The organism is Mesorhizobium sp. B2-7-2 (assembly GCF_006440775.1).
Classification (GTDB): domain Bacteria; phylum Pseudomonadota; class Alphaproteobacteria; order Rhizobiales; family Rhizobiaceae; genus Mesorhizobium.
In genome coordinates, this window is the sequence record NZ_VFTZ01000002.1 from 165,079 (window position 1) to 190,037 (window position 24,959).

The following is a 24,959-nucleotide window of genomic DNA, read 5'->3' on the forward strand; positions in this document are numbered from 1 at the left end:
CTCAGTAGGAGGAACTGATATGAAAATGAAGAAAGTCCTGTTTGCAGCGGTCTCGGCGGGCGTGCTGATGCTCGCAAGCCCGAGCCTTGCAGCGACGGAATTGACGGTGCAGCGCTTTTTCGGTGCCTGCGATGCCGATTTCGGCACCAACACCGATGTCGCCAAGGCAGTAGGCGAATGCGGCATCATCACCTCGCTGATCAACAAGTTCAACGCCGACAACCCCGATGTCCACGTCAGCGTCAGCACCGTGGAATGGCCGGGCTATGACCAGCTGACCGCGCAGTTCGCTTCGGGCGATGCTCCCGACATCGTCACGATCCATGAATCCGCGCTTTCGGATTACCAGTCCAAGGGGCTGTTGATGCCGCTTGACGATCTGTTGAAGTCCGTCGGCGTCACACCCGATGCCTTCACGGACGCGGCGCGCAACGGCGCCACCAAGGACGGCAAGATCTATGGCCTGCCGATCGACAGCTGGACGATGCTCTATCACATCAACATGGATCTCTTCAAACAGGCTGGCCTCGTCAATGCCGACGGCACGCCGATTCTTCCGACGTCGCCCGAGGAGCTGCTCGCCCAGGCCGAACAGTTCAAGCAGAAGACCGGCAAGCCCTACTTCGTTCAGAACTTGGCCAATGAGACCGCGCTCTACACGCGCAATCTCTATACCTATCTCTTCCAGCAGAATTCCGATTTCTTCGCCGATCCAAAGCATGTGAAGCTGAACACGCCGGAAGCCAAGAAGGTCGTCGAGATGTACAAGGCGATCTTCGACAAGGACTACACCACCAAGGACCTCGACTACGGCGGCGCCATCAACGCCTTCCTTGCCGGTGGAGGTGGCGTGCAGCTCAACGGCACGTGGGTCGTCGGCGACAACAACGCCCAGTCCGAAACCAAGGGCACGGCCCTCAACAAGGGCGGCTATGCGGTTTACCCCTATCCGCAGCTATTTGCCGGCGCCCATGCGCAATATGCCGACGGCCACACCTGGGCAGTCTCGCAGAAGGACCGCACACCCGAACAGACCGCGGCTATCGGCAAGTTCCTGAAGTTCTTCGCCGACCATGACTTCGACTGGTCGCGTACCGGCCATTTGCCGGCTTACAAAGCCATCATCGCCTCGGACGCATTCAAGGCGCTGCCGCATCGCAATACCATCGCCGCGGTCGCCGATCTCGGCAGGCCGCTGCCGTCGGCGGTGCAGCGCCAGTTTGCGATCCAGGACATTGTGGGCGAAGAGATGAGCGCTGCGATCACCGGCCAGAAGGACGTCGATGCCGCGCTTGCCGACATGGAAAGCCGCGTCAACGAATTGCTCGCCAACATTTGACCGCAGGTTTCTCGAGAACGCTCTCGATGCCCGCGGCCGGAGGCGCCGCGGGCATTCTTGGCAAATGAAGCAGCACCCGCTTCTTAGGACCGTGGGAAATTTTCAGGCCACGTCCCGCCGATTTGGCTTGCGATCGTCAGCCGCGAACGACGGCAGCAGCGCCAAAGGCTTCCTGGTGGAATCCGTGGGCTTGCTGGGCGCTTCCGACATCTCGTCGTTCGGCGGCTGGCGCCGCTTTCAGTCTGATCGCGTTCCCGTTTGAATGTGTCGTCAACGGCCCGCGCGAACTGCTTTGCGTGGAATCACTGCCGGGCAAGTCATCCCGAACGATGACGAAGAGGGTGTCGTCGTTGCCTTTCAGCGGAACACTCTGCTGCCGCTCAACGATTGCTATTATGCGCTGCTGCCGACAGTCCCGAACCTGACGCGTGCTCATGCCAGACGTCGAGCACTGCGGCAACGATTGCTTCGGGCGCATCTTCCTGGACGAGGTGCTTGGCGTTGGAGATAACCGTGAATGACGCGTTTGGAATACGCCTCGCGAGTTCCTCCCCATCCTTTAGCGGGATGAACTCGTCTTCAGCGCCCCACAGGATCGTCACTGGGCAGCGAATCTCGCCGTAGCGCCGTTCGACCTCCTCGCTGTATTTGTCGTCCATTTGAGCGATCTGGCGCCAGAATGCCTTCTGCCCCTCTTCCTCAAGCCAGGGATCGAGATAGAGCCGCATCTCCTCCTCAGCCAAGGTGCGCTTGACCGCCGCGCTGATGTACGCGCGCAGTATGGCCTCATGGACATAGGAGGGCAGTCTGGCGAACACCTCTCCATGCGCTTTCGCCGCCTGCACCAGCGCTGAGCCCTGCGGGCTGATCGCGACCGGGTCGATCAATACGAGGCTGCGGTAGTCGACACCGTCAAGCAAATGCGCACGCAGCGCCACCGAGCCACCGAAGTCATGCGCCACGATATCGGGCTGCTCGGCACCCCAATGGTTTACGAGTGCCGCGAACAGGCTGTTCTGAGCGCCGTGCAGGACGTCGCCCTCGGGCTTGGTCGAGCGTCCATAGCCGAGCATGTCGTAATAGAAGACCCGTCGATGCCGCGCGAGCCATGGCACGATCCGCCGCCATACGAGCGAAGAGAATGGCGAGCCATGCATGACGACCGCAGGCGGCCCTTCGCCAATGACGCCCCAGGCGATCTCATCACCGTTGAAGTCGAACCGCCCGGGCATCTGCCAATCCATGGCTTTTCTCCTGATCAGATTTTCACTGGGATCGAAATCACTCGTGCTCCAATCATTCGCCACAGCGTTTCGGCTCCTTTCGCGACTCGCGTCCTCTCAGCAAGACTGGTCATGTCACAAACCTTTCATTCAGATGCTGTCGGTGCCCGCATAGCGCGGCGCTCAGTATGTCGACCAGCAACTTGCCGCAACGCCGATCCGGATCGCGATCGGGGTCATAGATCGTCACCTCTATTCCAATCACGCGCGGGTCGGCACACCACGTGCGTAGCGCCTCGACGGCTTCTGCCGGCAAGAAACCTCCGGGTTCGGGTGTATCGACGGCAGACATGATCTCGCTGTCGAGTACATCCACATCGAAATGGATAAACACGCCCTCGACGGCATCTCCTCCGACCGCGTCAAGGGCGGCGCGCGCCGCATGGCTAACGCCGCGGCGGCGCACCTCGGTCAAGTCCATTCGCTGCACCTGCGTCTCGAATAGAGCTTTTGACGTGTACGTCGCCGGGTCCCGCAGATCTCGATAGCCGAATGCGATGGTATCAGCTTCCTGGAATAGTGGTGTGTGCTCGCCGAAGTCGACCAGAGGAGCCGGCCCGTGACCAGTTACAAAAGCCAGGTCCATCCCTGCCGCTCCTTTCGATGGCGACGTCGCCGGGAGTTTGAAGTCGGTGTGGCCGTCAAAGAAGATCAAGCCGTGGCGGCCACGCCGGCGCAGGGCGAGAGCGGGGCCGAGCAGGACGCTGCAGTCGCCGCCAATAACAAGAGGAAATCGTCCGGCATTCAGCTCCTCGCCCACAGCGTCAGCGAGCGTCTCGGAATAGCGACGGAGCGCGGGCGCATTGCGTACGCCGGTTGTCGCATCGACCTCGGGACTATAAGGCGGAGCGGAAACTGTCCGCGAAGACTCTGCCCCCAACCGCTCGCTGATGCCGAGCGACTGAAGCACGTCGGGCGCTTTCCGCGCGCCAGGCTCGCGCTCGCCGGGCTGCGGCATGAGCCCAAGGTTCGAGGGTGCTGCAATCAGCGCGATTCGGCGCGTTGCCGTCGCATCGGCTCGCATCATTGTGTTGAATGCCATCCCGGTTCTCCTAGTCATGTCATTGGCTGTACTTAGCAACCGATCCTGCCGACTCTGTTTCCGCCGCAAGGTTCTTCAGTGCAGTGAAGTAGATAGAGTCAGCTGCCGTTGTCGGGCCGTGGACCCGCTCCTCTTCGGCCGTCAAAAGGTCGATGAGGAAGGTGGCGAGGTTCGCCTCGTTCAGCCTTGCTGCAACGTGGTGGTTGCGCGGGCTGTGGCGGCTGCTTCCGCTGCCATGGGCGAAGAGCACAAGGCCGAGAGCATCCGGAGGCAACGAAAGATTGCCCTGAAGTGTGACAGCCCCCGCGGGAACATGCACGACGTGCTCGCTATGCCAGTCCATATCTACCTCCGCTATGGCGATCTGGTGCCGCGCGCCGAACCCGCGGCCGCGTGCCCAGCCAACTCTTCTTCGGAAGCGGCAGTCTTGTCGGAAGCGGCAGGCTTGGGCGCGGACCTGGCGAGGAGCGCGCGGACCTCCTCATCGCTCGTCTGTGAGAAATCCATATACCAGCGCCCGACACCGAGCAGCGGCTCTGGCGTCGTCGCGCAAACGACTTCGTCGGCGTCCGCCCGCATCGCGTCGCAAGTGTCGGGGCTACCGACGGGAACGGCCGCGACGATATGGGCGGCGCGGTTTTTTCGCAGCGCCTTGATCCCCGCCCGCATGGTCGATCCGGTCGCGAGCCCGTCATCCACCAGGATAATGGTCCGTCCATTCAACTGCGGCGGGAGCCGCCCGGTCCTATAGAGGCGCTCACGGCGCAGAAGCTCTTTTTCCTCCTTTGCAGCGACCGCGTCGATGACCTGTGGCGGGATCGCGAGGCCGCTGACGATTTCGTCGCTCAGGACACGTACGCCTGAGGGCGCGATTGCCCCCATGGCCAGTTCCTCGTGGCCGGGAACGCCGAGCTTGCGCACGACGAAGACGTCGAGCGGTGCCTTGAGCGCCTGCGCGACTTCGTAGCCAACCGGCACGCCGCCTCGGGGCAGCGCCAATACGATCACGTCGTCGCGCCCGGCAAAGTGAACGAGTTCCCCGGCCAGTCGCCGCCCGGCCTCGCGGCGATCTGAAAAGATGGTAGCCATGGCCTTCGATCCCCGTGCATCTGCTTTCCCGGTGCATGTCCTTTCAGCCTGCGGCCGTGGGATGACCGCGGCACCGGTATCATTTTGGAACTCGCTCGCTGTCTCGACGTTCCAAGAATAGTTTCGATCGCGAGGTGGATCGAACAGACCGCGATCCGTGCTCCGGACGCCTGGCGATCTCGCGATGCGCAGCAGAGGCGGGTTTGGCGCCTCAGCAATCAGAGAGAGGAACATCCCATGCAAGTTCAGGAGATCATGTGCCGTCGGACCGAACTGGTCGGCCCGAACACGACAATCAGGGATGCCGCCCGGAAAATGCGGGCCGACAATCTCGGCGCCCTTCCGGTCGGCGAGAATGACAGGCTGGTCGGCATGGTGACGGACCGCGACATTGTGATGCGTGGCGTCGCCGAGGAGCGCTTAGCCGGCAACACGACCGTTCGCGAGGTCATGTCCGAGCATGTCCATTGGTGCTTCGACGACGCCGATATCGCCGATGCAGCGAAGATCATGGCCAAGCATCAGGTGCGTCGTCTTCCGGTGATCAACCGCGACAAGCGTCTCGTCGGCGTCATTGCTCTGGCTGACCTCGGGCGGACCGATGAGGAAGCCGCCAAGATCGCCCTTGAAGGCATTTCCGAGGCGACGGACGATCCCCGGCGCTAGAGCAATTCCAGGAAAAGTGCGTAGCGGTTTTCCGTCCGGAATTGCGTAAAAACAAAATTTAGAGCGGTTTGGCGATTCCGTGAAACGCTGAACCGCTCTAGACGCTCGCCTGAGCGGTTACGGCCATGCGTTCTCCTCCGTCGGGGCTGAACGCCCCCTGCTCAGGCAGCCTTCAGTTTGGCCACTATCGCGCTTTCACATCTATGCGGCGTGTCTTGTCCTTTGCAGCGGGGTTCTTCGGAAGCTCGACAGCCGACAAGAATGCGCATCGGGACATGCCATCGCGGAACAACGGGCCGGCATGGCTGTTTGGTCAATCCACCCAGTCGGATTTGAACGGAAGGAGGATTTCGATGAACGCCACCGGACTCGACGTATTCGACAAGACACTGCAGACCACGAACATCTGGCTCGACGAGATCATGGACGAGATTGGACCGGATCGGCAGGTCGCCTGGCACGTTCTCGGAGCGGTGCTGCACGCCCTGCGCGACCGTATCCAGCCGGATCTTGCAGCACACCTCGGCTCGCAATTGCCGATTCTGGTTCGTGGAGCCTTCTATGACCAATACCAACCCTCCAAAGCTCCCGAGAAGGTGCGGTCGCTCGACGAGTTTCTGGCCAGGATCAAGGCGGAGCTTGAAGTCATCCGCCCGCTCGATTCCAAGGATGCATTCAGGGCCGTCTCCAAGGTGCTTGCCCAGCATGTCGAAGAAGGACAGATGCACAAGGTCTGGGACTCCCTGCCAGGAGAGATCAGACGGGTCGCCGAAACTCAGCAAGCGGCGTGAACGGCGCCGGCGCGGGTTTCTCGGTCGCAATCTCCAGGGGAAATAGCAATGCCGCTCACCCTTATCAGCCCGGCTTTCCCGGCAGGCGGAAAAATTCCCGAAAAATACGCGCGCGACGGCCAGAACGTCTCGCCGCCGCTGAAGTGGTCCGGTGTTCCTGACGGTACCAAGAGCCTTGTTCTTGTCGTGCAGGATCCCGATGCGCCAAGCGGGACTTTCGGGCACTGGGCGGTCTTCAATATCCCGCCGGATGCCGGCGGACTTGCCGAAGCCGAAGATGGCAAGCCCGGTCCGTCGGCACTCAGGCAAGCCACCAATGATTTCGGTAATGCCAATTACGATGGTCCGCAGCCGCCTGCGGGGCATGGCGTCCACCATTACCACTTTCGGCTGGCCGCGCTCGATGTGCCGAGCCTCGGCGTACCGGGACAGGCGGGCGTGCATCAGGTCTGGAAGCAAGCCCAGAAGCACGCGTTGCAGGAGACGGAGCTGGTCGGAACCTATGAACGGCCAGCATGAGACCGGCGGCTGGTCGCCGCCTTCACAGCGGTCGCCTTCACAATGCAATCCGGGCAAGCGGTTTTCGGGCGGGGCCGTGGATGACCGAACCGTCGGCGGCAAAGATCGAGCCGTGGCAGGGACAGTCCCAGGTGCGGTCGGCATTGTTCCAGGATACGGGTGCAGCCTTTGTGGGTGCAGGTCGCCGAAACCGCCTGGAGTGCACCTTCGGCGTCTCTCCACGCCGCAATCTTTTCGTCTCCCCTGACGATCACGCCACCCATGCCGGGCGCGATATCGTGCGTGCTCGAGACGATCGATTGACTGCGGCCATTCTTGTGGAAGTCCTCGGGATAGGGCCGCGCCGGATCGTAGAGTTTTTGCCATCGGCTTGGGCGGGCGCAGATCAGGTCGGCGATCATCGTGCCCACGACCGTTCCGTTGGTGATGCCCCAGGCGTTAAAACCCGTGGCAATGTGGAAGCCGGCTGCCTTGGTGGGATCGGGTTCGCCGGCGTATGGGATCCTGTCGGCCGTATCATAATCCTCATTGCACCAGCGCCACGCAACGTCACCGACGGGAAGGTTCTTTCTCGCCCATTTTTCCAGTTCGACGAACCGCCTCGCCACGTCGCCATCCCAGCCGGTGTTGAATTTCGGGCCGAGTGCGACCAGCAGTGGACCTTCGGCATCACAGCCCGTGCGGATGGAATGCGTCGGATCGTCGATGCCGATGAACATGCCGTCGACAGGGAGGGGATCATCGATCCGAAAGGCCATGGCGGTGTGGCAGCGCGGTTGCGTCCGGTTCGCCATGCCGACGGGACTCTTCACCGTCATGTTGGTGGCGACAATGACGTCCTCGGCATCAACGGCGCCGCCATCGGTGACGACGCGCCAGCGGCTTGCCTCGTCGATCGAGGTGGCGCGGCTGTTTTCAAAGATGCGGCCGCCACGGGTTGTCACCGCTGCCGCCAAGCCGATCAGATACATCGCTGGATTGAACTGCGCCTGGTCGGGGAACCGTAACGCTGCGGTCGTTTCGAAAGGCAGCGGTGCGCGCTCGAGGAGATCGGCCTCCAGCCGGACCTGGCGCGCGGCCTCCGCCTCGGCCATGACCTCCGCGCGCCGGCTTTCACTGCACGTGTAGGTATAGGCGTCCTTGCTCTCGAGATCGCAGGCGATGGCGTAGTTGTTGACCCAATCGCGGATTTGTTGCGCGCCAGCGGAATTCGCGTCGGCGTAGTCCTGGGCCAACTCCCGGCCGACAGTATCGATGAGATGACGATAGATCAGTCCATGCTGCGTGGTGATCTTGGCCGTCGAGCGGCCGGTGACCTGGCCGCCTGTCCGCAGGCCTTCGAGGACGACCACCGACCGGCCCGCCTCGCAAAGGCGAAGCGCCGTCGTCAGGCCGACAATTCCAGCCCCCACGACAACGGCGTCCGCACGGACCGAAGCTTCGAGCCGGGGAAAGTTCGTGGCAGTGGCTGCCGCAACCCAACAGTTTCCCGGTTTTCCCGAGAGAATGGCCATTTCAACCGCGTCCCTTGCGTCTCGATGAGCTTCCATCGACAACCGGGTCGGCGGAGGAACGTTCCCGGGGTTCGTCGCTTTCAGTCGAGCCCTCGCCACCCCGGGTCAGAAAAGCGCCGGGAAGGTGCGAGGTGCAGGCCTTCACCCAAGTGATCGCCTCGCGGTCGTATTCGTCGCCCGAGCGCCAGTTCTCAAAGAAGGCGTTCAGCCTGTCGACACGCCCCGGCCAGATACCGGCGGCCTGCAGGCCGAGTGAAACGCCGTAATTGGTGAAGGCGAACTTGGTATCGCCCAGCCATGGGGCGCGGCTGAAATAGCCGGGCGGGTCGACCCACATCGTTTCCAGGGTTCGCAGCGAACGCCTCGTCTGCGCCTCTGCCCATGGCTCGTCGGGAAAGAAATGGGCGAGCCACAGCATCATGCCCAGGCCGAGGTCCTGCTCGATATCGAGGGTGCGCCAATCCCGCTCTATCAGGTCACGCATTTGCGCGATCTCGACCGCCAGTGCGTCCTCACCGAGCATCCGGTAAGAGACGTAGCCGTCATAGGCATCCATGCTGCCGAGACCGTAGCCAGGATATGGGCCGCTCAGATCCTCCTGCATCTTCCAGATCACGCCGCGGCCGGGGATCACAAAGGCCGGGTGAATGTCACGCGCCAGCGCAATGCCGCGCTTGCGGTATTCCGGCTTCAGATCGCCGAGACGCGCCAAGGCGAACAGCCACATCGCCAGATAATGGAAATACTGGCCATCGCGATCCGCCGCCTCGCCGATCCTCAATCCGCGCCGGCGGCCGAGCACACGCTCGACATCGGCCACCAGCCGGTCGGCCGCGCCCAGCCAGCGCTCTTCGCCAGTTTCTATGTAAAGCGAGACATAGAGCACGACGCCGAACGCATCGGTCCAAAGATACCGCAAGCCGTTGGGCCAGATGCCTTCGGCGCGCAGCCAATCGAGTTTTCGCAGGACATAGTCGACGTCATGCAACATTGCGCCAAAGTCCTAGAACTGGCAGACAAGTCCTAAATTGGCAGAACTAACCGATATTCGGCACCGCGCGATTGCGAGCACGCCGAATTTCAAGCTCTCCTCCGTCCGGTTGATCTGCCCAATATCGCGAAACGATCTGATCGGCGGCGGGTTCCTTGGCCGCTTTCCCCGGCGCGAGCGGGTATCGTCGTCTGATCACGAGTTTCGGGTCCAGGCACTCATAACGGGATGTGCGAGGTTGCCAGGCGTTTCGGGCCTTTCGATCGGGGAGGCAAAGTTGCGAAGCCGCCAAATCGAATTGAGGTTGGCGAGGCCGCAGCCGAGCGCGGTTCTCAGCGCTTACGCCGCTCAACCCCGAAGGACTTCAGCTAAGCAAAGCCTAGTGCTAACTACCTGTTATGCAATGAGAAATTGGCGCACCGCGCCGAGTGATGATGAGAACTACGTCTACGCTATAGCCCTCCTTTAAGTCGGTTCAAATCCCGCTCTCTCCGCCATCACTATTGCTAGCGCATTGAATCATCAGCAAATTTCACAATTTAGGTCATCTAAACCCTCATTACACCCCACATTTTGAGGTGGATGTAGCGGCTCGTCCCTGGACGCTATTGGACCGTTGAGCGCGCGATTCGCGGTCTAACCCTGACGCTCCACTTGAACCAACTCAATTCGGTGGAATGCCCCAGGTGTTCCCTTTTTGTTCTATTCACTGCAGCGAGCATCGGCTAAACTATTGCCTCAAGGAACCGATTCTCCCGAGGCGCTCCAATGACCGTTCAACCTGTCAGCAAAACTCTCCACGGCGACAAGTTCTTCAACGAGCCGACGATCACCTGTCCCAGTTGCAAGACTGACTTCAAGCTGAACGAGTCTCTCGCAGCACCGCTAATCGCTGCTACGCGAGAGGAGTACGAGCAGCGCATCGCTCAGACGAATGCAGCCATCGCCCTGAGAGAAGAAGAACTCGAGCGTCAACGCCATGAAGTCGCAGCTACGAAAGAGAGCGTTGAAACGCTCGTTGCCGAGAAAGTTAGGACCGAGCGAACTCACATTGCAGCCGATGAGGCGCGAAAGGCAAAGCTTTTGCTATCCGCGGACTTGGATGAGCGCGACCGCAAAGTGGCCGAGTTGGAGGAGACGCTGAAGGCGCGCGACAACAAGCTCCAAAAGGCACAGAAGCAGCAAGCAGAGTTCCTCGCGAAGCAGCGCGCGCTCGAAGATGAGCGGCGGGAGATGACCCTCACCATCGAGCGAAAAGTACAGGAAAGTCTCGACGCGGTTCGGGCAAAAGCCAAGTCCGATGCCGAAGACGGTCTCAAAATGAAGATCGTCGAGAAGGAGGAACAAATCGCCGGCATGCAGCGTCAGATCGAGGATCTGAAGCGCCGCGCTGAACAGGGCTCCCAGCAGCTGCAAGGTGAAGCTCTGGAGTTGGAACTGGAAGGGCTGATCAGCAGTCGCTTCCCGGTCGATGAGATCGAGCCGGTCGCGAAGGGCGAGTTTGGGGGCGATGTCCTCCAGCGGGTCATCGGCCCGGCTGGTCAGCTATGCGGGGCGATACTTTGGGAATCCAAGCGCACCAAAAATTGGAGTCAGGGCTGGCTCGGCAAGCTGAGGACTGATCAGCGAGCTGCGAAGGCAGACATCGCCTTGCTAATTTCTGAAGCCCTGCCTGCGGGCGTTGAGACATTCGACCTAGTCGACGGGGTATATGTCGCCCACCCCAAGTGCGCCATCCCAATCGCAGTCATATTGCGGCAGTCGCTTATCGAATTGTCGAACACCCGTTTAGTCCAGGTCGGTCAAGCCTCAAAAATGGAGCTGGTGTATGGTTATTTGACCGGACCGCGTTTTCGACAGCGCATCGAGGCCATCGTCGAAAAGTTCTCCGACATGCAGGATGATCTCGCACGTGAGCGCAAAGCCACCATCCGACTATGGGCCAAGCGAGAAGCGCAGATTCAAGGTGTCATTGAATCGACAGTCGGCATGTATGGTGATTTGCAAGGCATAGCCGGGAACGTGATGCAGGAGATTGAAAGCCTGGAGGTGTTAGCGGTGACAGGACCAGCCTCCGACTCAGGCTTACCCGCCGCGCTTTGACGGCAGCCAGTTCTCACCGAAAGCCTCGATCCTGGTGTGCCGCCTTCACGTGCCGAATGCAGGGGTGCTGTTTTTGCCGATAGGGCTCGAGTTCCGCTCGATAAATGAGGACGCGGCAGAGTGATCGGTCTGGAGGAGCGGCACAACTAATGATTATTGATCTTTTTCAGGAGCCTTTCGATGCCTACGCGCCTATTACCACCGTGTCGTGAATCGGAGATAACCAATGCCGACGTATAACGAAATCCAGGACTATGTCCCGTCGTTCGTGCCGAAGACTTGTTGGATAGCCGACATTAAGGCTGCACACGGCCTGACTACGCGAAGGGCAGCTAATCGCGCCGACCCAGGCTCGCGCATGCATTCGTGTCCGCCCGACAAGCGAGTGGCGCTGGAAGCCGCCATGCGCGAAGTGGGCGCGCTTTGATGAATGTGGATGAGTTTGCGATCGGCCTCGCTAAAAGGTCATCGAACGCCCGACTGACCTACGCCCGTTCGTCTGTGAGGGGTCACCGGTTGGCTGCGACGTGTTCATCGTCGGCTACAACCAGCGACCGCTGTGGAAGGCGACCGCTGGCGATTTTGGAAATGCGGCTACAGCTATCAGAAGGACGCTTGGTACGACGAATACCTTGCTCAGCGCGGGAGTGAGAGTAAGACCCCGCGGCAAAATCACAGACATCGTACGCGGCTTGCCTGGCGTCGGCGTGCTGGAAGCTAACATCGACGCTCGCCCGTCCAAGCGGAAAAGTACCTATCCAAAACCTGTGACCGAGCAGTTTGACTTCGTCTTCGGCGCTTGCCGCCCGAACGTCATCATTGCGCATGGGACAGATGCCGTTGTGCCTACCGTACGCTGAAAAAACCGCTTTCACGCGCTGCATCGAAGCATAACTTGCTTGGCCGAGGGCCTTTTTTAAACGCGGCCTCGAAAGCGGCAAAGCCGCGATTATAATCTTTTGAGCCCTGGTATTTGATAAATCTGCTCATAGAGCCAAATATGGCCACAACAGGGCACGAACCAAAAGCCGCCATTATGTATCCGCCTTCATACGCGGTCGATTTGGCGTCAGCGTTTGCTGACACATGTAAACTAATACCGAGTGCTACTGCCGCTATAACTTTTATGGTAGTGGTGCCGATTCTCACTTGTGTATCCCCACGTCGCCTTACAACTTGCATATACATTTAAACTGACGGTCAAGGTCTCTATTGGCGCAAAGCACGTATGTCTTCCGGCCAGCTGTGACCAAACTCGCCGCCATCCCGATCATGTCGCCCTGCCAGGTGCAAATGTTGCAACCCTACCCGTATTCCTCACTGATTAGGAAACCAGATAGTTACGCTCTGCTGCGCTTGGAGATTGCGCGCCACAGGGCCTCTTCTTCATTAGTGCCGTCGTCGAAAATTTGGAAGATTTCCACAGCCAGCTATTCCCGCTGCTCCCGGTCCTTCTTGGCTAGGCGGCGCTCAGCACACAACCGGTTAAATACCCGCTGGAGCTTGTCTAAATCGGCGGGCCAATAAACGCCACTGCAACGCGACAACGACATGTCCGTCGCCCCTCTACGCGGCTATGGGATTATCTCACGGAAGTTACCGCCGCAACGACGGAGGTTTTTCCTGCAGAAAAAAAGCCTGTCGCGGTAAGCGACAGGCTCTCTATTTGGAACTTCAGAGAACTAGAATTTGTAGGCGATGCCGAGGCGAACCTCGTTGGTCTTCAGATCAACATCGGCATTGGCATTTCCAAAGGACTCTGAGCCGAAGTCAGTATAGCGATATTCGCCTCGCAGCAGCAGATTGTCGGTCATGGCATAATCCAAGCCGACGCCTATCGTCCATCCTGTGAATGTTTTATCGGACGAAGTTCCGCCGGGGACATTAGCACTAATGTCGACATCACCAAACGCAACACCGCCCGCAATGTAAGGAAGAAAACGATCAACGGCATATCCTAGACGAAGTCTTGCCGCCCCGCTCCATTTGAGTTCTTCGGTTGCGTCGAAGCCCGTTGGGACACCAGGAGAGGTGAATATTTCGCCGCTGCCATCAACATTTGCATATACGACGTCCAGTTCCGCACCAATCACGATGTTGTTGGACATCTGATAGTTGTAACCGCCGTAAACGCCTCCAAGGAATCCGTCAGGGTCTGTGTCGACAAAGCCCGGTCCGCCGATCTGGTCTATATTGCCTTTACCCCAAGCATAGCCTGCCTGTAGGCCGATATACCCGCCTGTCCAGCTAAAGACCGGCGCAGGTTCTGCAACGATGGCATCGGCAGCAAAGGCCGACGACGCCAGCAGAGACAACGACAAAGCAAGAAGCAGCTTCTTCATAGGTGATCTCCTCGTAACCTACCGTTGTGTAGCAGAGCTCGCCGATACGTGCAGTCGCATTTTTGCCACAGTTCTGCCCGGATTCGAACGGCGACCCATAGCCGAGGTCCATCGCCTTCGTTATGCTCCTATTCATGGCGGTGAGGCTCTTGAGGAAGCGGAGGAAGGGGGAGGTCGGATGAATCTCTTGTGCGGCAGCTCCGCCTCAAGTCAGCTTGAGAAAGCTGTTCGAAAGTCTGCCCTCGCTATGGTATCGGACACAGTCAGAACCTGAGAGCCGAAATCACAATAGGCCTGCACTATGTCGGGAACGTCGTAGGCGCCCAGGAGACACATCGCGGAACCCACTAGGTTGGAAAGTGGTTTGAGGTGGTAGCGGGAGACCGCTACATAGTGAGACCCACTATTGAAGGGGCATTCTTTTGCTATCGGCAACGCTCAGCATAGAGCGTAAACGTCGAAATCGCTCGGAATTAGGATGGCTTGGCCTACGGCTCGATTGGCTATCTGCCACTGACGACGTTCGGAGGTCGGCACACCGAACCTGCAGCCCAGTCGTGCGCTCTTGCGAGCCCGACGTTGGGATGCATCAGGCTGGGCTAGGATGTTGGCAGATAGGCGGAAAAATGGCTCCCCGGGCCGGACAAACCGAACGAAATCGAACCGGCAAAAAGTCGAATTAAGTGCATAATTTCAGTAACTTGGGAAACTACCGTCCACCTACCGCATTTCTTGGTTGTGTACCTCATGCGGCACATTTGTGTACCGCGACGGGACGCTAACGGGAAGTTCTTGGATTGCCAAGAGGGTGCCCAGAATTGAGCCCGGCGCTAGGGCCAGCACCGGGAGATCAAACTTAAATAGCGACCAGATCGGCAAGTTTGGCCGCCACTTCTGCCATGGAATTTTCTGCTGTGCTCAGGCCGCTCCGGGAGGCTAGCAGGGGGCTAACTTCACGGAGGGCTTCATACGTCGTGTTGTGCACTATAGGGACGATACGCTCGCCTGCAAGGAGTGCCGAAAGTTCTTTGTCGGCGATACTTTCTGTTGGGAGGCGGCGAAGCAGCGCGGGTGTCACCAGTACAATCCCAATCCGCGATTTCGCCAAGCCCTTGTCGATAGCGCGCATCAACGGCACACCGAGGCCAACGTCCTTCTCACTGAACCAGACCTTGACACCGCTTGCCTCAAGCAAATCGTGCAACTCCTTGGCGGGACCTAGCCGGTCGTCCCACGCGTGGCAAAGAAAGGCGTCCCGCAGGTCCAGCGATGCTTGCTTCTCGACGCTTTCACGGATCGGCGTGAGTGCGAGCACCTCGGCAGGTGTGTACAGGACGGACGAACTAGCCCGCGACCATCTCGGCTTTACGCTGCGGCTGGAACCACCGCTGCTGCTTCGACCGCCCCCGCTGCTTCCTGGCGATGAGTAGGACGGGGAGGAGTAGGTCGGGTAAGGGTTCGACCTATAGCTACTATAGCTGTAGCCGCCGTACCGACCACCGCATGCAGGGCAGGCCGCTCTACCGCTCGCTGTGCGATGGCCCTGTGATGGTGCTGTGCATCTTGCCATGTGGAACTTCCTCTATGAAGCGGTCTCACGGGGATTATTCGACAGCGGCTATGTACTCATGGGTTGAGGGCGCGGTTTGCGGGCGGGCGGAGGGCGTTTGTGCGGGCTGTCAGCGAGCCCTTGTATCTGCTTACGAGCCATCTCGATGTGTTCGTACAGTCGGTTAGGCGGGATACCTAGCCGGCCTCGATCAACCTTTAGAATGTATCGAAGGAATGCGTCCTGTAGGTCGCGGAATTTGCCTGCCTTGAACGCAGTCTGCATCTCGTCTCGGGTCGAGACTTCTGCGACACCGGTCGCAAGCGCCATTTGCTCCAGATAGACGCTTGAATTGAGCGTGAGTTCAAGATGAGCGATGCCGCTTTCCTTGATGGCCACCTGATCCCCGACCCCTACGCGACCAGTGTTCGGATCAAGGGCCTCCACTAGCCTGCGTTCGTACAGCCTGTTGATCACTGCCAGCACGAGTTCCTCTTGTACCCCGCAGCCTTCGAACAAACGGCATAGGTCGCCGACCCGCCAATGCCAATCCTCAACATTGTCGTCGTCGGGCCTGACACTGTTCATCTTCTGCCGAAGCAACCACAAGATATAGTAGGCAAGGAGAGGCGGAGCAGGTCTTAGGGGATTGGTGGAGAATATGTTGGAAATAAACTCGTTCTCTATCTCGTTAAACCTATCGTACTCTCCTCGTATCAGCGCTCTATGGGTTTTGTTTTTATCGGTAGTGACGTCCTCTCCGCCAAATCTCGACTTTATAATCTCATCGATTGCGAGCTCGGGCGACAAGAATATGCGCTCTGCAATCCGCAGCATCCTGCGAATATCAAAATTCCCTAGCCGGCCTATGAAACCGGACACGTAGTCGTTGTCCACGAAGATTCGGCGCACGGCATCCGCCAAAATGGCTAGGTCGTTGATTTCGACGCGGAAGCCGAGGCGTGAAAAATAAGACTTTGCAGCGCCCGGCTCTGCTTCGACCTTTGCTTGGAGGAAGTTCACGCGCCGCGAAATGATCTCCTTCGCATCGGGAACAGGTAGATAGAAACTGTGGGCCGAGTAGCTCTGCAACGCACCCGCTTTGGAGAGTCTCCACACAGTCCTGTCTGTTATCGGCACAACGTTGAACACCGACGCCGCGCTCTCAAGCGAATGAGCTAATTGGTACACCGCATCTTGAATTTCGGGCGAGAACTGATCGGTGTTGTCGAAGACAAGACATGGCAATTGCTGATGAGACTTGGCCGACCAAGCCAAAAGGAGCCTAACGTATTCATCTGGATATGCCTCCCGGCGAGCCTCAATGTGTTTGCCAAACTCGTCCTTAAACTGCTTCTTGTTGGTCTCGTATAGGTTCTTTCTCGTGCCTTGCGACCAGCGCTGGTACTCCGAGAAAAAGATGCCCTGTAGCTCGTCATACGTGGGCGGATTGGTTGAGCAAACGGCTGCTTCCAAGCTTTGGAGCAGTTGCTGCATCGCCCATCGGGCCACCGCGTCTCGGTCGCCGTGGAAATCTTCAAGATCGATCCGGCAAACAACACATTTCTTGCGCAGTCCCGAAGGCAGAACTTGTTCAAAGAAGCGATCAATGAACGTGGATTTCCCCGCGCCTTTGTTGCCCACTATCAGGACCGTTTCCGACACTCGCGTCTCCATCGCGCGGGATAGCTCGTCAACCAATGCGCCGCCCTTGCCGGTCTCAAGAGGCGTTATCGTGTTTAGAACACGCTGTATGATTTTCTCAAGTTCCACGTCTGCTTTGCGGCTTTCCCCCGTTTCCACAAAGCAGTCACGCAACATTTCGCGGTCTTTCTCGTTCGACATGCGAGAGAAGAATTGAGCAAACAGGAGCGCGGCGTCCGTGGCCAAGGGGTCCCGACGACGCATTCTGGCCGAGTTAGGATCGAGGACGAAAAATTGCTGCTCTGCCTCTGGAATGGTGATCCCTTCGGCCTCGTTGAGGTGCGCGAGATGGTGTCTATTGGTGATTGAGGCGGGACTGAGAAGATCGGCAAACTTCGCGAAGTTATTAGCAACAGCATCGATGTCCGGGAACAAAATTCCTTTTCCTTCCATCGGGGGCTTTCCATCGGTCCGAGAGCCTCTGAAAAAGAGCCACGTGTTTCCATCAGTGACTGCCGCGACTGCAACGCCCTTCTCCATGGCGTAACCCATTGCTTGTCGGATGCCGGGCAGAAGGGGCTTCACTACCGCGCCGCTTAGAGCGACATTGATGACCTCACGCCCCTTAGTCGTGGGCGATAGCAGGCCGACGCGTTTAGCCTCCAAAATCGTTTCGTTCCGACCCCCGATTGTCAGAAGGTAGTCGATGTACCCGGTGCCGCTTAGGGGCTCTGTGAAAACCGCTTCGTGTTTCCAGTTCAACACCTCAAAAAGAAACCGGTCGAGGATTTTAAGCCGCGTGTCACTTTCATTTTGACCCGCCTCTATTGCGGCGCGAAAATCGGGCAACAGCGAGACAAGCCGGGCATGGGCTTCATCGATAGGATTTGACATTGAAGCGACTGCCCCCAAGCTGTTCGAAAGTCCCCGTTGAAGATAGTTCACTTACACCTTTAAATGCAATGGGCGGTATATTCCGCGTTCCGAGCAGTAATAACGCAGTCGTTCTCCGCAGAGGATGCTTCAATTGTGCACAAAAATCCGAGAAGCCTGACCTCTTAAGGGGCGGGACTCGCGGGCCAAGGGGGAGAGACCCGATGTGGCCACGCCAAGGTCGGGCGGCAATCAGGCGCGTTCCCATTGTTGAAGCTGTGAAGCTGCCGCCCGCCGAGAACGTGATTGCCGCGAGGACCTCGGCTGGATATCCCATTGAATAGTCGCGATATCCTGCAATGGGGAAACAAGCACTATGGCTGATGTCGGTACGATCATCATGGAACACGAGGTTGACACTTCCCGGCTCATCGGCGCGTTGTTCGAAGCAGACGATGTAGGGGCCATCGTACGGTGCCACTACGAAGCGGAACGAGCGCTCGACTTCGTTTTAGAAAAGCTAACTGATGGGCGTTCAAAGCGCACGAAAGGGTGGACCTTCGCCAATCGGCTGGAAGTGTGCCGGATGTTCGGCGTCCGGGACATGTGGACCGCACCAATTCAGACGATAAACAACCAGCGCAATGATTTTGCTCACAAAGGCCAATTGTTGATCGAAGATCAGCAGATTTTGGACCTGTACCATCAAGTTCGCCGTATATACCCCAAATTTAGCGATAAGTTTCGTCTAGAAATTAGTGGACGCAAATTGTTCAATAAAGAGTTTGGAGAAAGCAGCAACAGAGAGAAATACGTTATGTTGGCGTCGGTCGTAACGAGCCTATTCTGTTCGCTTCCACAGATGGCATCCGTACAGAAGCCCAACGTTTAGAAATCACCAAAAAATCTGAGACCTCGAGCTCGACAAGTGCGGAACTGCGCTACCTCCCGGTGGGTGGCGGAACGGTAGGAGAGTCCGATGGAGGCATACGCCCTGATCATCGCGGCAGCAGCGGCCTTCGGTGGCTACAACGTCGGCCTCGGCGGCGACAGCAAGAACGCTGGCTTCGCTGGGTCGATCCTCGCGGCGTTCGCGTTCGCTATCCCAATGGGGTTCTGGTTGGCATCAAACCTACTCGCTTATGCTTTCAAAGGTGGAGCCTCTGGCTTCAAGCCGGGGCAAGTCCGCGAGGTCGTCGGCCCCTTGCTGTTCGGCGCTGCCGTTTGGCTTTGCGCGATAGCTGTTGGATTTATCGTCCGCACCAGAGGGAAACGATAGTCCATTTAGACCTTGCCCTATCGGACCGCCCAAGCAGATTGGTTGCGGGTTCAAATAGGGCCTATTTTGACTTTTGATATGGCTCGTGCACAACGTTTGTGATGCTGTTGACCGCTTGGCCACGAGCCTCAAGACGCTCAGCCTGTTCCTGGGACCGCTTCGTCCGATCGGCCACGAGGCGACATCGTTGTCGTCATTGTTGCGTTCAGAGCTCAAGAAACTGAGTCTGCCGGCGATCGGCCTAGAGTTGGCGTTGCGCGCGCCGCGATGGCGGCCCACCGCGACAAGACCGGCAAGGCCGATGCGCTGGGCATCGCCCACATCATGCGCACCGGCTGGATTCCGACAGGCCCATACCAAGTCGCAAAGCTGCTACCGGACGAAGCTTTTGCTGAGGCACCGGCGCAACCCGAAGGCCATGTTCCTCGACCTGGAGAACGCCATCTGCCATCGCTGAAGGCATTTAGCGTCCGACTGGGAAAGGTCGGGCGAGGGGCTTTCGAGAAATCGGTGCGCACCGCGGTGGCGGAGGATCCGCTGTCGTCCGAGGTGATGGACGCCATGCTGTCGGCGCGCGCAGCGCTGTGGAGGCAGTACTGCCGGCTGCACGATCTCGGCGTCAGAATGGTGGCCCGCAGCGAGCTGTGCCGGCGTACTATGGCGATCCCCGGCCCGGTGACGGCACTTTCGTTCATGACGGCGATCGATGACCCGTCGCGCTTCCGCCGCTCGCGCGACGTGGCGGCCTTCGGACTCACCTCGCGGCGCTCGCAGTCGGGCGCCTCGATCGACGTGCAGGGGCGCATATCGAAAGCCGGAGACGCGGACGTGCGACGCTCGCTATACGAGGCGGCGTCGGGGCTGATGACGCGCTTCAAGGGCAGGGACAAGGTCAAGAGCTGTGGCCAGGCGATCGCCAAACGCTCCTGCCACCGCAAGGCCTGTGTCGCCGTGGCGCGCAAGCTGGCGGTGATCATTCATGCGATCTGGACCGGCAGAACGTTCTATGTCTGTGATCCAGCGGCAAGCCAGGCGGATGCCGGCCGGCGTGCCCATGACAAGGCCGGCAAGCGCATCGATGAACAGAAGACCGACAGGTTAAAACTCATGGCGCCGGCACGTTGACGGACGCCATCTGACACAATGAATCCGCTCCGGCGGATGAGGACCGATGCAGACCAGGAACGACGGAACGCACGTTATCTTGCCTGCGGCCGCGCTGATCGCGAGGCGGCCGGACCGCGCCGGATTGCCTGTGATCATGGCTCTGTCAGCCCCGATGGAAACGTGCGCCACAACGGTTCCCGTGCTGCAAATAAGCAGCGCTGCTACGCCGTCGCAGAGCGCGCAAGACTGCACGGCGCATCGAAACTCAACGAAAGAGTATGGAATCGTGGTATATAGAATAGAATAGTGTACTATCGTATATTATAGGAGGGAGGACGATGGAAATGGGGTCTCGTAAAGTGCGACGAATAAGATGGCAAGATAAAAGGGCGCACATTGTGCGGCGATCGGTTGGCTGTTTTTGCTGGCGTTTTCGTCATTTCTCACACATTGCTCGCCTTCGCTGCAATGTACGATTTTATAATAAATTGTTGATCTAGTGTGAGAATCTCCAAGGTGCGGAGCACATCCGCTGGCCCATACCGGGTTTGCCCTTATCCTTCAAACGTCTGCACTGGGGCCGATTCCAGACAGGCCGTTACGAGGCACCGACCGTGGGATAGCTGCCGTTAGTTGCGACGCGCACGGCACCACAGCTTCCGGCCTCACTTAGCCATTATGACCATTTCTTCCAGGCATTCTCTTGGTCCGATCGCGACGCACCCAAGGCCCGAAGCACCGACTCGACGGTCTGTTGTGTCACTTCGGGCCTGGTGCCACGATCAAGAATACCGCGCGTCACCTGCAGCCATATGCCCATCACGATGTCCACTGCCAGCTCCGCGTCCCGTATGCTCACACGCTCTTGAACTATCGCCTGCGCGATATCGGCCTTGAGGTTCGTCCGGACACCTCGCGCATACTCGCCGCGCGATTGAGAACTTTGAACGACCAGACGTGCCCAGTTCGCGTCCGAGATCGCCTTTTCCAAGAACTTCGTGAAAGCAAAGGATAGGCGTTTGAGTGGATCCTCCAGTGCGCGGCGCGCGTCCCCCAACACTGCGTCAAAGCTCTCCCCGAGTTTTTCCCCCACAGCTGCAGCCAGTTCGTCGATGCTCTGGAAGTGGTAGTAGAAGGTACCCTTCGCGACGCCGGCTGCCTCGACTACCGCATCGATCGTAACCGCCTCGCGAGGCCGTTCTGCCATCAGCATCGTCCCGGCATCCAGGATCAGGGCACGCGTTTTTTCTCGCTTCTCCCGTCCGATCTCCGCCCTACGCGCCAAATCAACCTTTGCCATCCGTCCTGCCTTTTCTGCATTGCATCATTACGCAAATGTCATATTGACTAAATAGTCGATTTGACCTAATTGTGCAATATGAAAGTTGCTGAGCCAACCGGCAGCAGCTCGATTTCTCGTTTTCCCAACACAAGCGTATCCGAACAATAAGGAATGGCATCAATGAATGTTCAGTCCCAGCACTTCAAATCAGAGAGCCGGCCGCTGCCGTTCGAATGCATTGCCCTGGTGCTGCAAGGTGGAGGCGCGCTCGGGGCCTACCAGGCGGGAGTCTATGAAGCTCTTGCGGAAGCCGACATTCATCCGGACTGGGTCGCCGGCGTGTCCATCGGTTCCATCAACGCGGCAATCATTGCCGGCAACGAGCCTTCCGAACGGGTCTCAAAGCTGCGTGCGTTCTGGCGCGAGATTACGGCGAACCCCCTGCTCGACTGGGCTGCCGCCGCAGGCGCGCTGGCTCCCAAAGGCGACCTGCCCCGCGCGATCTTCAATCAGTTCAGCGCAGCCTGCGCTGCCATAGCTGGCGCGCCGGGCTTTTTCAGTCTCCGGCAACCTGCTCCCTGGCTCCGCCCAGGTGGAGCAATCGAGGGCACAAGTTTTTACGAAACCACTCACCTGAAGAGCACGCTTGAACGACTTGTCGACTTCGACCGGATCAACGCAGGCGGCATGCGTTTCAGCGCAGGCGCCGTAAACGTGTGCACGGGTAATTTCGTCTACTTCGACAATCAAACCCATACGATCCGTCCAGAGCACGTGATGGCCAGCGGCTCGCTTCCGCCAGGCTTCCCGGCCATTGAGATCGAGGGGGAATTCTACTGGGACGGCGGCCTCATCTCGAACACCCCGTTGCAATGGGTGGCCGAGAACGGGCCTCGGCAGGACACGCTCGCCTTCCAGGTGGACCTCTGGAGCGCCCAGGGTGATTTTCCTCGTAATCTTGCCGACGTGGCGACCAGGCAGAAGGAAATCCAGTATTCCAGCCGCACCCGCGCCAACACCGAGCAGTTCAAGCAGCACCAGCGGTCCCGGCACGCGCTTGCAGGCTTACTCGCAAAGCTTCCCACCGACCTGCTCGGCAGCGATGAAGCGACCATGCTGAGCTCTCTTGCCGACCACAAGGTCTATAAATTGGTTCACCTGATCTATCGGTCTAGACAGTACGAGACGCACTCAAAGGATTACGAATTTTCGCGGCTGTCGATGGAGGACCATTGGCAAGCGGGTTACTTCGACGCGGTGCGCACGCTGCGTCAGCCAGAGGCACTGAGCAGACCGAACAATCTGGAGGGAGTTAGCACTTACGATCTCGCCCAGAACGGGCAGGGGTAGCGGCCGCGACGCGGCTGCGCGATCGAGCTCGTGCTCCAATCCTCCAAACTCAAACGGGCTTCTCCTGAAACCCAGCAGACTGCTCCACCCAAGGAAGACCAGCCATGAACCAAGACACTATCAGGGAAACGGCCTTTGCCATGCCTCTGACCAACCCCGCCTATCCAGTCGGTCCATATCGTTTCCGAAATCGCGAGTATCTGATCATCACCTATCGGACGGATCCGAGAAAGCTGCGCGAGCTTGTGCCGGAACCGCTCGAGGTGCCCGACCCGTTGGTGAAGTTCGAGTTCATACGCATGCCCGACTCGTCGGGTTTCGGCGACTACACGGAAAGTGGACAGGTCATTCCTGTTTCCTTTCGCGGCCGCCATGGCAGCTACACCCATTGCATGTTCCTCGACGATCACCCGCCGATCGCAGGTGGCCGCGAACTGTGGGGTTTCCCAAAGAAGCTAGCCAGTCCCACGCTGCGCGTGGAGACCGACACTCTTGTGGGCACACTCGACTACGGCCCGGTCCGGGTCGCCACCGCAACGATGGGCTACAAGCACCGGGCTGCCGAACTCGCATCCGTAAGGGCCTCACTCAGCGGCCCCAATTTCCTGCTGAAGATCATCCCCCATGTCGACGGCAGGCCACGTATCTGTGAACTGGTCGAATACCGCTTGGAAGATATCGATCTCAAGGAAGCCTGGCACGGCCCGGCATCGCTCGATCTTTGGTCGCACGCGCTGGCCCCCGTGGCAGAATTACCGGTCCTGGAGGTGGTATCGGCGATGCACATCATTGCCGATTTGACCCTGCCGCTCGGGACGGTCGTCCATGACTATCTGGCCGAGACGAAGCCCACCTATAACAAAGGAAAAACCCATGCGTTCGCTGAGTGAAACATCGTCGGTCAAGCAGGCTGCAAATCCCGACGGCCGGCTTATGGACAAGGTCGCCATGATCACTGGAGCCGCGAGCGGCATCGGCAGGGAAATTGCACTCACCTTTGCCAGTGAGGGGGCAAAGGTGGTCATCGCGGATCTTGATCAGCAGGCGGCTCAAAGAACCGCGGCCGAGATCGATCCGACGGGCAAACGTGCCCTCGGAGTCGCGATGGACGTCGGCAATGAGGAGCAGGTCGAAATTGGCATGGGCCAAGCGATCCAGGCCTTCGGCCGATTGGACGTCCTAGTCAGCAATGCCGGTGTCCAGATTGTCGGCCCTCTCGTCGAATTCGAATTCGCAAAATGGAAGAAACTCCTTTCCATCCACCTCGATGGCGCCTTCCTGACCACCCGCGCCGCCTTGCGGCAGATGTACAAGCAGAACAGCGGCAGCATCATCTACATGGGATCGGTACATTCCAAGGAAGCATCGCCGCTCAAAGCGCCTTATGTGACAGCCAAGCACGGCTTGATCGGCCTGGCTAAGGTCGTAGCGAAGGAGGGTGCCGACCGCGGCGTTCGTGCCAATGTGATTTGCCCCGGTTTCGTCCGCACCCCGCTGGTGGAAAAGCAGATACCGGAACAGGCCCGCGAGTTCGGGATATCTGAAGCGGAGGTCGTCAAAAACATCATGCTGAAGGAAACCGTCGACGGCGAGTTTACGACTGTGCAGGATGTGGCGGAGACGGCGTTGTTTCTCGCGGCCTTCCCCTCTAACGCTCTGACCGGCCAGTCGCTTGTGGTCAGCCATGGATGGTCGATGCAGTAGCCCTTTGCAGAGCATGTCGATGGGCAAAGAGGTCCGGGTAGTCCGGGCACTGGTCGAAGACATGGACGCATCGCTCGCGCTGGACATTAGAAGTTGATTATTTCAATCCTTTTCAGATCGGCACCACAGGCACTATCACTATGACTTGTATAGTATGCGAACAAAACTTCCTGGCGCGCCCTGTCCGCTATTACTTCTGCTCCAGGGTGTGTTGGGATGCAGCGATGAAAAACACTGCTTGGAAGATCCTGTCGGAGCAAGACTTCGGCCTGTTCACGCCTGTCAAGCTTACCACTCCCACCCGCTATCCTCGGCCATCCTGACCCGACCAGCCCAGACATGCGACCAGGTGGAAGCACCCCATGGCCGCGAATGCTGATCAGGCGTTTCAAAGTCACACGGCTTCCATGCCTAGCAAGCACCCCGTGAAGCGCCGCAGAACCGGCCTGTTGTCGGGCCTCTCCACTCCGTCTCCTTTGAGCTCTCCTCTCA

At 58.8% G+C, this 24,959-nt stretch carries 20 protein-coding genes and 4 pseudogenes; 13 read left to right on the forward strand and 11 right to left on the reverse strand.

The genetic code is table 11. The annotated features are described in order from the left end of the window. The first annotated feature begins 19 nt into the window (after positions 1 to 19). Positions 20 to 1,339: an extracellular solute-binding protein gene (locus tag FJ425_RS03600; RefSeq protein WP_140721807.1), complete on the forward strand. Its 1,320-nt coding sequence runs from the start codon at positions 20 to 22 to the stop codon at positions 1,337 to 1,339. A 331-nt stretch (positions 1,340 to 1,670) separates the two neighbouring features. Then, positions 1,671 to 1,772, forward strand: a pseudogene (locus FJ425_RS31925) (IS481 family transposase); the annotation flags it as partial. A 31-nt stretch (positions 1,773 to 1,803) separates the two neighbouring features. Here FJ425_RS31925 and FJ425_RS03615 read toward each other — a convergent pair. The 4 genes and pseudogenes from FJ425_RS03615 to FJ425_RS03630 all read right to left on the reverse strand — a co-directional run. Continuing rightward, positions 1,804 to 2,583, reverse strand: a pseudogene (locus tag FJ425_RS03615) (alpha/beta hydrolase); the annotation flags it as partial. A gap of 109 nt (positions 2,584 to 2,692) precedes the next feature. Continuing rightward, on the reverse strand, positions 2,693 to 3,664 hold the full coding sequence (locus tag FJ425_RS03620; RefSeq protein WP_181175784.1) for an arginase family protein: 972 nt from the start codon (positions 3,662 to 3,664) through the stop codon (positions 2,693 to 2,695). A 19-nt stretch (positions 3,665 to 3,683) separates the two neighbouring features. Continuing rightward, a complete protein-coding gene (locus tag FJ425_RS03625; protein WP_140721818.1) occupies positions 3,684 to 4,007 on the reverse strand; it encodes a hypothetical protein in 324 nt (107 codons plus the stop codon). An 11-nt stretch (positions 4,008 to 4,018) separates the two neighbouring features. Further along, positions 4,019 to 4,753 carry a phosphoribosyltransferase gene (locus FJ425_RS03630; RefSeq protein WP_140721821.1) on the reverse strand — a complete coding sequence of 245 codons (735 nt, stop codon included), beginning with the start codon at positions 4,751 to 4,753 and terminating at the stop codon, positions 4,019 to 4,021. Positions 4,754 to 4,990: 237 nt separating this feature from the next. Between FJ425_RS03630 and FJ425_RS03635 the strand changes: the two genes are divergently transcribed. From FJ425_RS03635 to FJ425_RS03645, 3 genes are all read left to right on the forward strand, one after another. Beyond that, a complete protein-coding gene (locus tag FJ425_RS03635; protein WP_140721824.1) occupies positions 4,991 to 5,419 on the forward strand; it encodes a CBS domain-containing protein in 429 nt (142 codons plus the stop codon). Between the two features lie 353 nt (positions 5,420 to 5,772). Continuing rightward, entirely contained in the window at positions 5,773 to 6,210 is a 438-nt protein-coding gene (locus tag FJ425_RS03640) for a DUF2267 domain-containing protein (protein ID WP_140721827.1), read from the forward strand. Between the two features lie 48 nt (positions 6,211 to 6,258). Further along, on the forward strand, positions 6,259 to 6,729 hold the full coding sequence (locus FJ425_RS03645) for a YbhB/YbcL family Raf kinase inhibitor-like protein (RefSeq protein ID WP_140721830.1): 471 nt from the start codon (positions 6,259 to 6,261) through the stop codon (positions 6,727 to 6,729). Positions 6,730 to 6,766: 37 nt separating this feature from the next. On the opposite strand, the pseudogene FJ425_RS03650 reads toward FJ425_RS03645, so the two are convergent. Next, positions 6,767 to 8,243: pseudogene (locus FJ425_RS03650) on the reverse strand (FAD-dependent oxidoreductase). Position 8,244: 1 nt separating this feature from the next. Next, on the reverse strand, positions 8,245 to 9,234 hold the full coding sequence (locus tag FJ425_RS03655; RefSeq protein WP_246677867.1) for a hypothetical protein: 990 nt from the start codon (positions 9,232 to 9,234) through the stop codon (positions 8,245 to 8,247). A 768-nt stretch (positions 9,235 to 10,002) separates the two neighbouring features. On the opposite strand from FJ425_RS03655, the gene FJ425_RS03660 reads away from it, so the two are divergent. Together FJ425_RS03660 and FJ425_RS03670 are read left to right on the forward strand one after the other, a co-directional pair. Continuing rightward, complete coding sequence (locus FJ425_RS03660; RefSeq protein ID WP_140721833.1) at positions 10,003 to 11,337, forward strand: DUF2130 domain-containing protein; 1,335 nt, start codon at positions 10,003 to 10,005, stop codon at positions 11,335 to 11,337. Between the two features lie 527 nt (positions 11,338 to 11,864). Then, positions 11,865 to 12,197, forward strand: coding sequence for a hypothetical protein (locus FJ425_RS03670; protein ID WP_140721839.1), 333 nt, complete (start codon positions 11,865 to 11,867; stop codon positions 12,195 to 12,197). Here the strand turns inward: FJ425_RS03670 and FJ425_RS03675 are convergent. The 4 genes from FJ425_RS03675 to FJ425_RS03690 form a co-directional block, all read right to left on the reverse strand. Next, a complete protein-coding gene (locus FJ425_RS03675) occupies positions 12,184 to 12,486 on the reverse strand; it encodes a hypothetical protein (protein WP_140721841.1) in 303 nt (100 codons plus the stop codon). The two genes, FJ425_RS03670 and FJ425_RS03675, sit on opposite strands and share 14 nt — an antisense overlap. Positions 12,487 to 13,019: 533 nt before the next feature. Next, entirely contained in the window at positions 13,020 to 13,679 is a 660-nt protein-coding gene (locus FJ425_RS03680) for an outer membrane protein (protein ID WP_140721844.1), read from the reverse strand. Positions 13,680 to 14,535: 856 nt separating this feature from the next. Next, entirely contained in the window at positions 14,536 to 15,249 is a 714-nt protein-coding gene (locus tag FJ425_RS03685) for a toll/interleukin-1 receptor domain-containing protein (protein ID WP_140721847.1), read from the reverse strand. Positions 15,250 to 15,297: 48 nt separating this feature from the next. Continuing rightward, complete coding sequence (locus tag FJ425_RS03690; protein WP_140721849.1) at positions 15,298 to 17,766, reverse strand: AAA family ATPase; 2,469 nt, start codon at positions 17,764 to 17,766, stop codon at positions 15,298 to 15,300. Between the two features lie 355 nt (positions 17,767 to 18,121). On the opposite strand from FJ425_RS03690, the gene FJ425_RS03695 reads away from it, so the two are divergent. The 3 genes and pseudogenes from FJ425_RS03695 to FJ425_RS03705 all read left to right on the forward strand — a co-directional run. Next, positions 18,122 to 18,637, forward strand: coding sequence for a hypothetical protein (locus FJ425_RS03695; RefSeq protein WP_140721852.1), 516 nt, complete (start codon positions 18,122 to 18,124; stop codon positions 18,635 to 18,637). Between the two features lie 87 nt (positions 18,638 to 18,724). Further along, positions 18,725 to 19,024 carry a hypothetical protein gene (locus tag FJ425_RS03700; protein ID WP_140721855.1) on the forward strand — a complete coding sequence of 100 codons (300 nt, stop codon included), beginning with the start codon at positions 18,725 to 18,727 and terminating at the stop codon, positions 19,022 to 19,024. Positions 19,025 to 19,169: 145 nt separating this feature from the next. Continuing rightward, positions 19,170 to 20,149, forward strand: a pseudogene (locus FJ425_RS03705) (transposase); the annotation flags it as partial. 658 nt (positions 20,150 to 20,807) lie between these two features. Here FJ425_RS03705 and FJ425_RS03710 read toward each other — a convergent pair. Further along, the gene (locus FJ425_RS03710; protein ID WP_140721858.1) at positions 20,808 to 21,431 is read right to left on the reverse strand and encodes a TetR/AcrR family transcriptional regulator; all 624 of its coding nucleotides are present in this window, start codon (positions 21,429 to 21,431) and stop codon (positions 20,808 to 20,810) included. 162 nt (positions 21,432 to 21,593) lie between these two features. Here FJ425_RS03710 and FJ425_RS03715 point away from each other — a divergent pair, with 162 nt between their 5' ends. The 3 genes from FJ425_RS03715 to FJ425_RS03725 all read left to right on the forward strand — a co-directional run bounded on the left by FJ425_RS03715 (position 21,594) and on the right by FJ425_RS03725 (position 24,467). Further along, on the forward strand, positions 21,594 to 22,763 hold the full coding sequence (locus tag FJ425_RS03715) for a patatin-like phospholipase family protein (protein ID WP_140721861.1): 1,170 nt from the start codon (positions 21,594 to 21,596) through the stop codon (positions 22,761 to 22,763). A 104-nt stretch (positions 22,764 to 22,867) separates the two neighbouring features. Further along, positions 22,868 to 23,653 (forward strand): acetoacetate decarboxylase, encoded by a 786-nt coding sequence (locus tag FJ425_RS03720; RefSeq protein ID WP_140721864.1) that lies wholly within the window; start codon positions 22,868 to 22,870, stop codon positions 23,651 to 23,653. 43 nt (positions 23,654 to 23,696) lie between these two features. Then, entirely contained in the window at positions 23,697 to 24,467 is a 771-nt protein-coding gene (locus tag FJ425_RS03725) for a 3-hydroxybutyrate dehydrogenase (protein ID WP_246677870.1), read from the forward strand. The last annotated feature ends 492 nt before the right edge of the window (positions 24,468 to 24,959 follow it).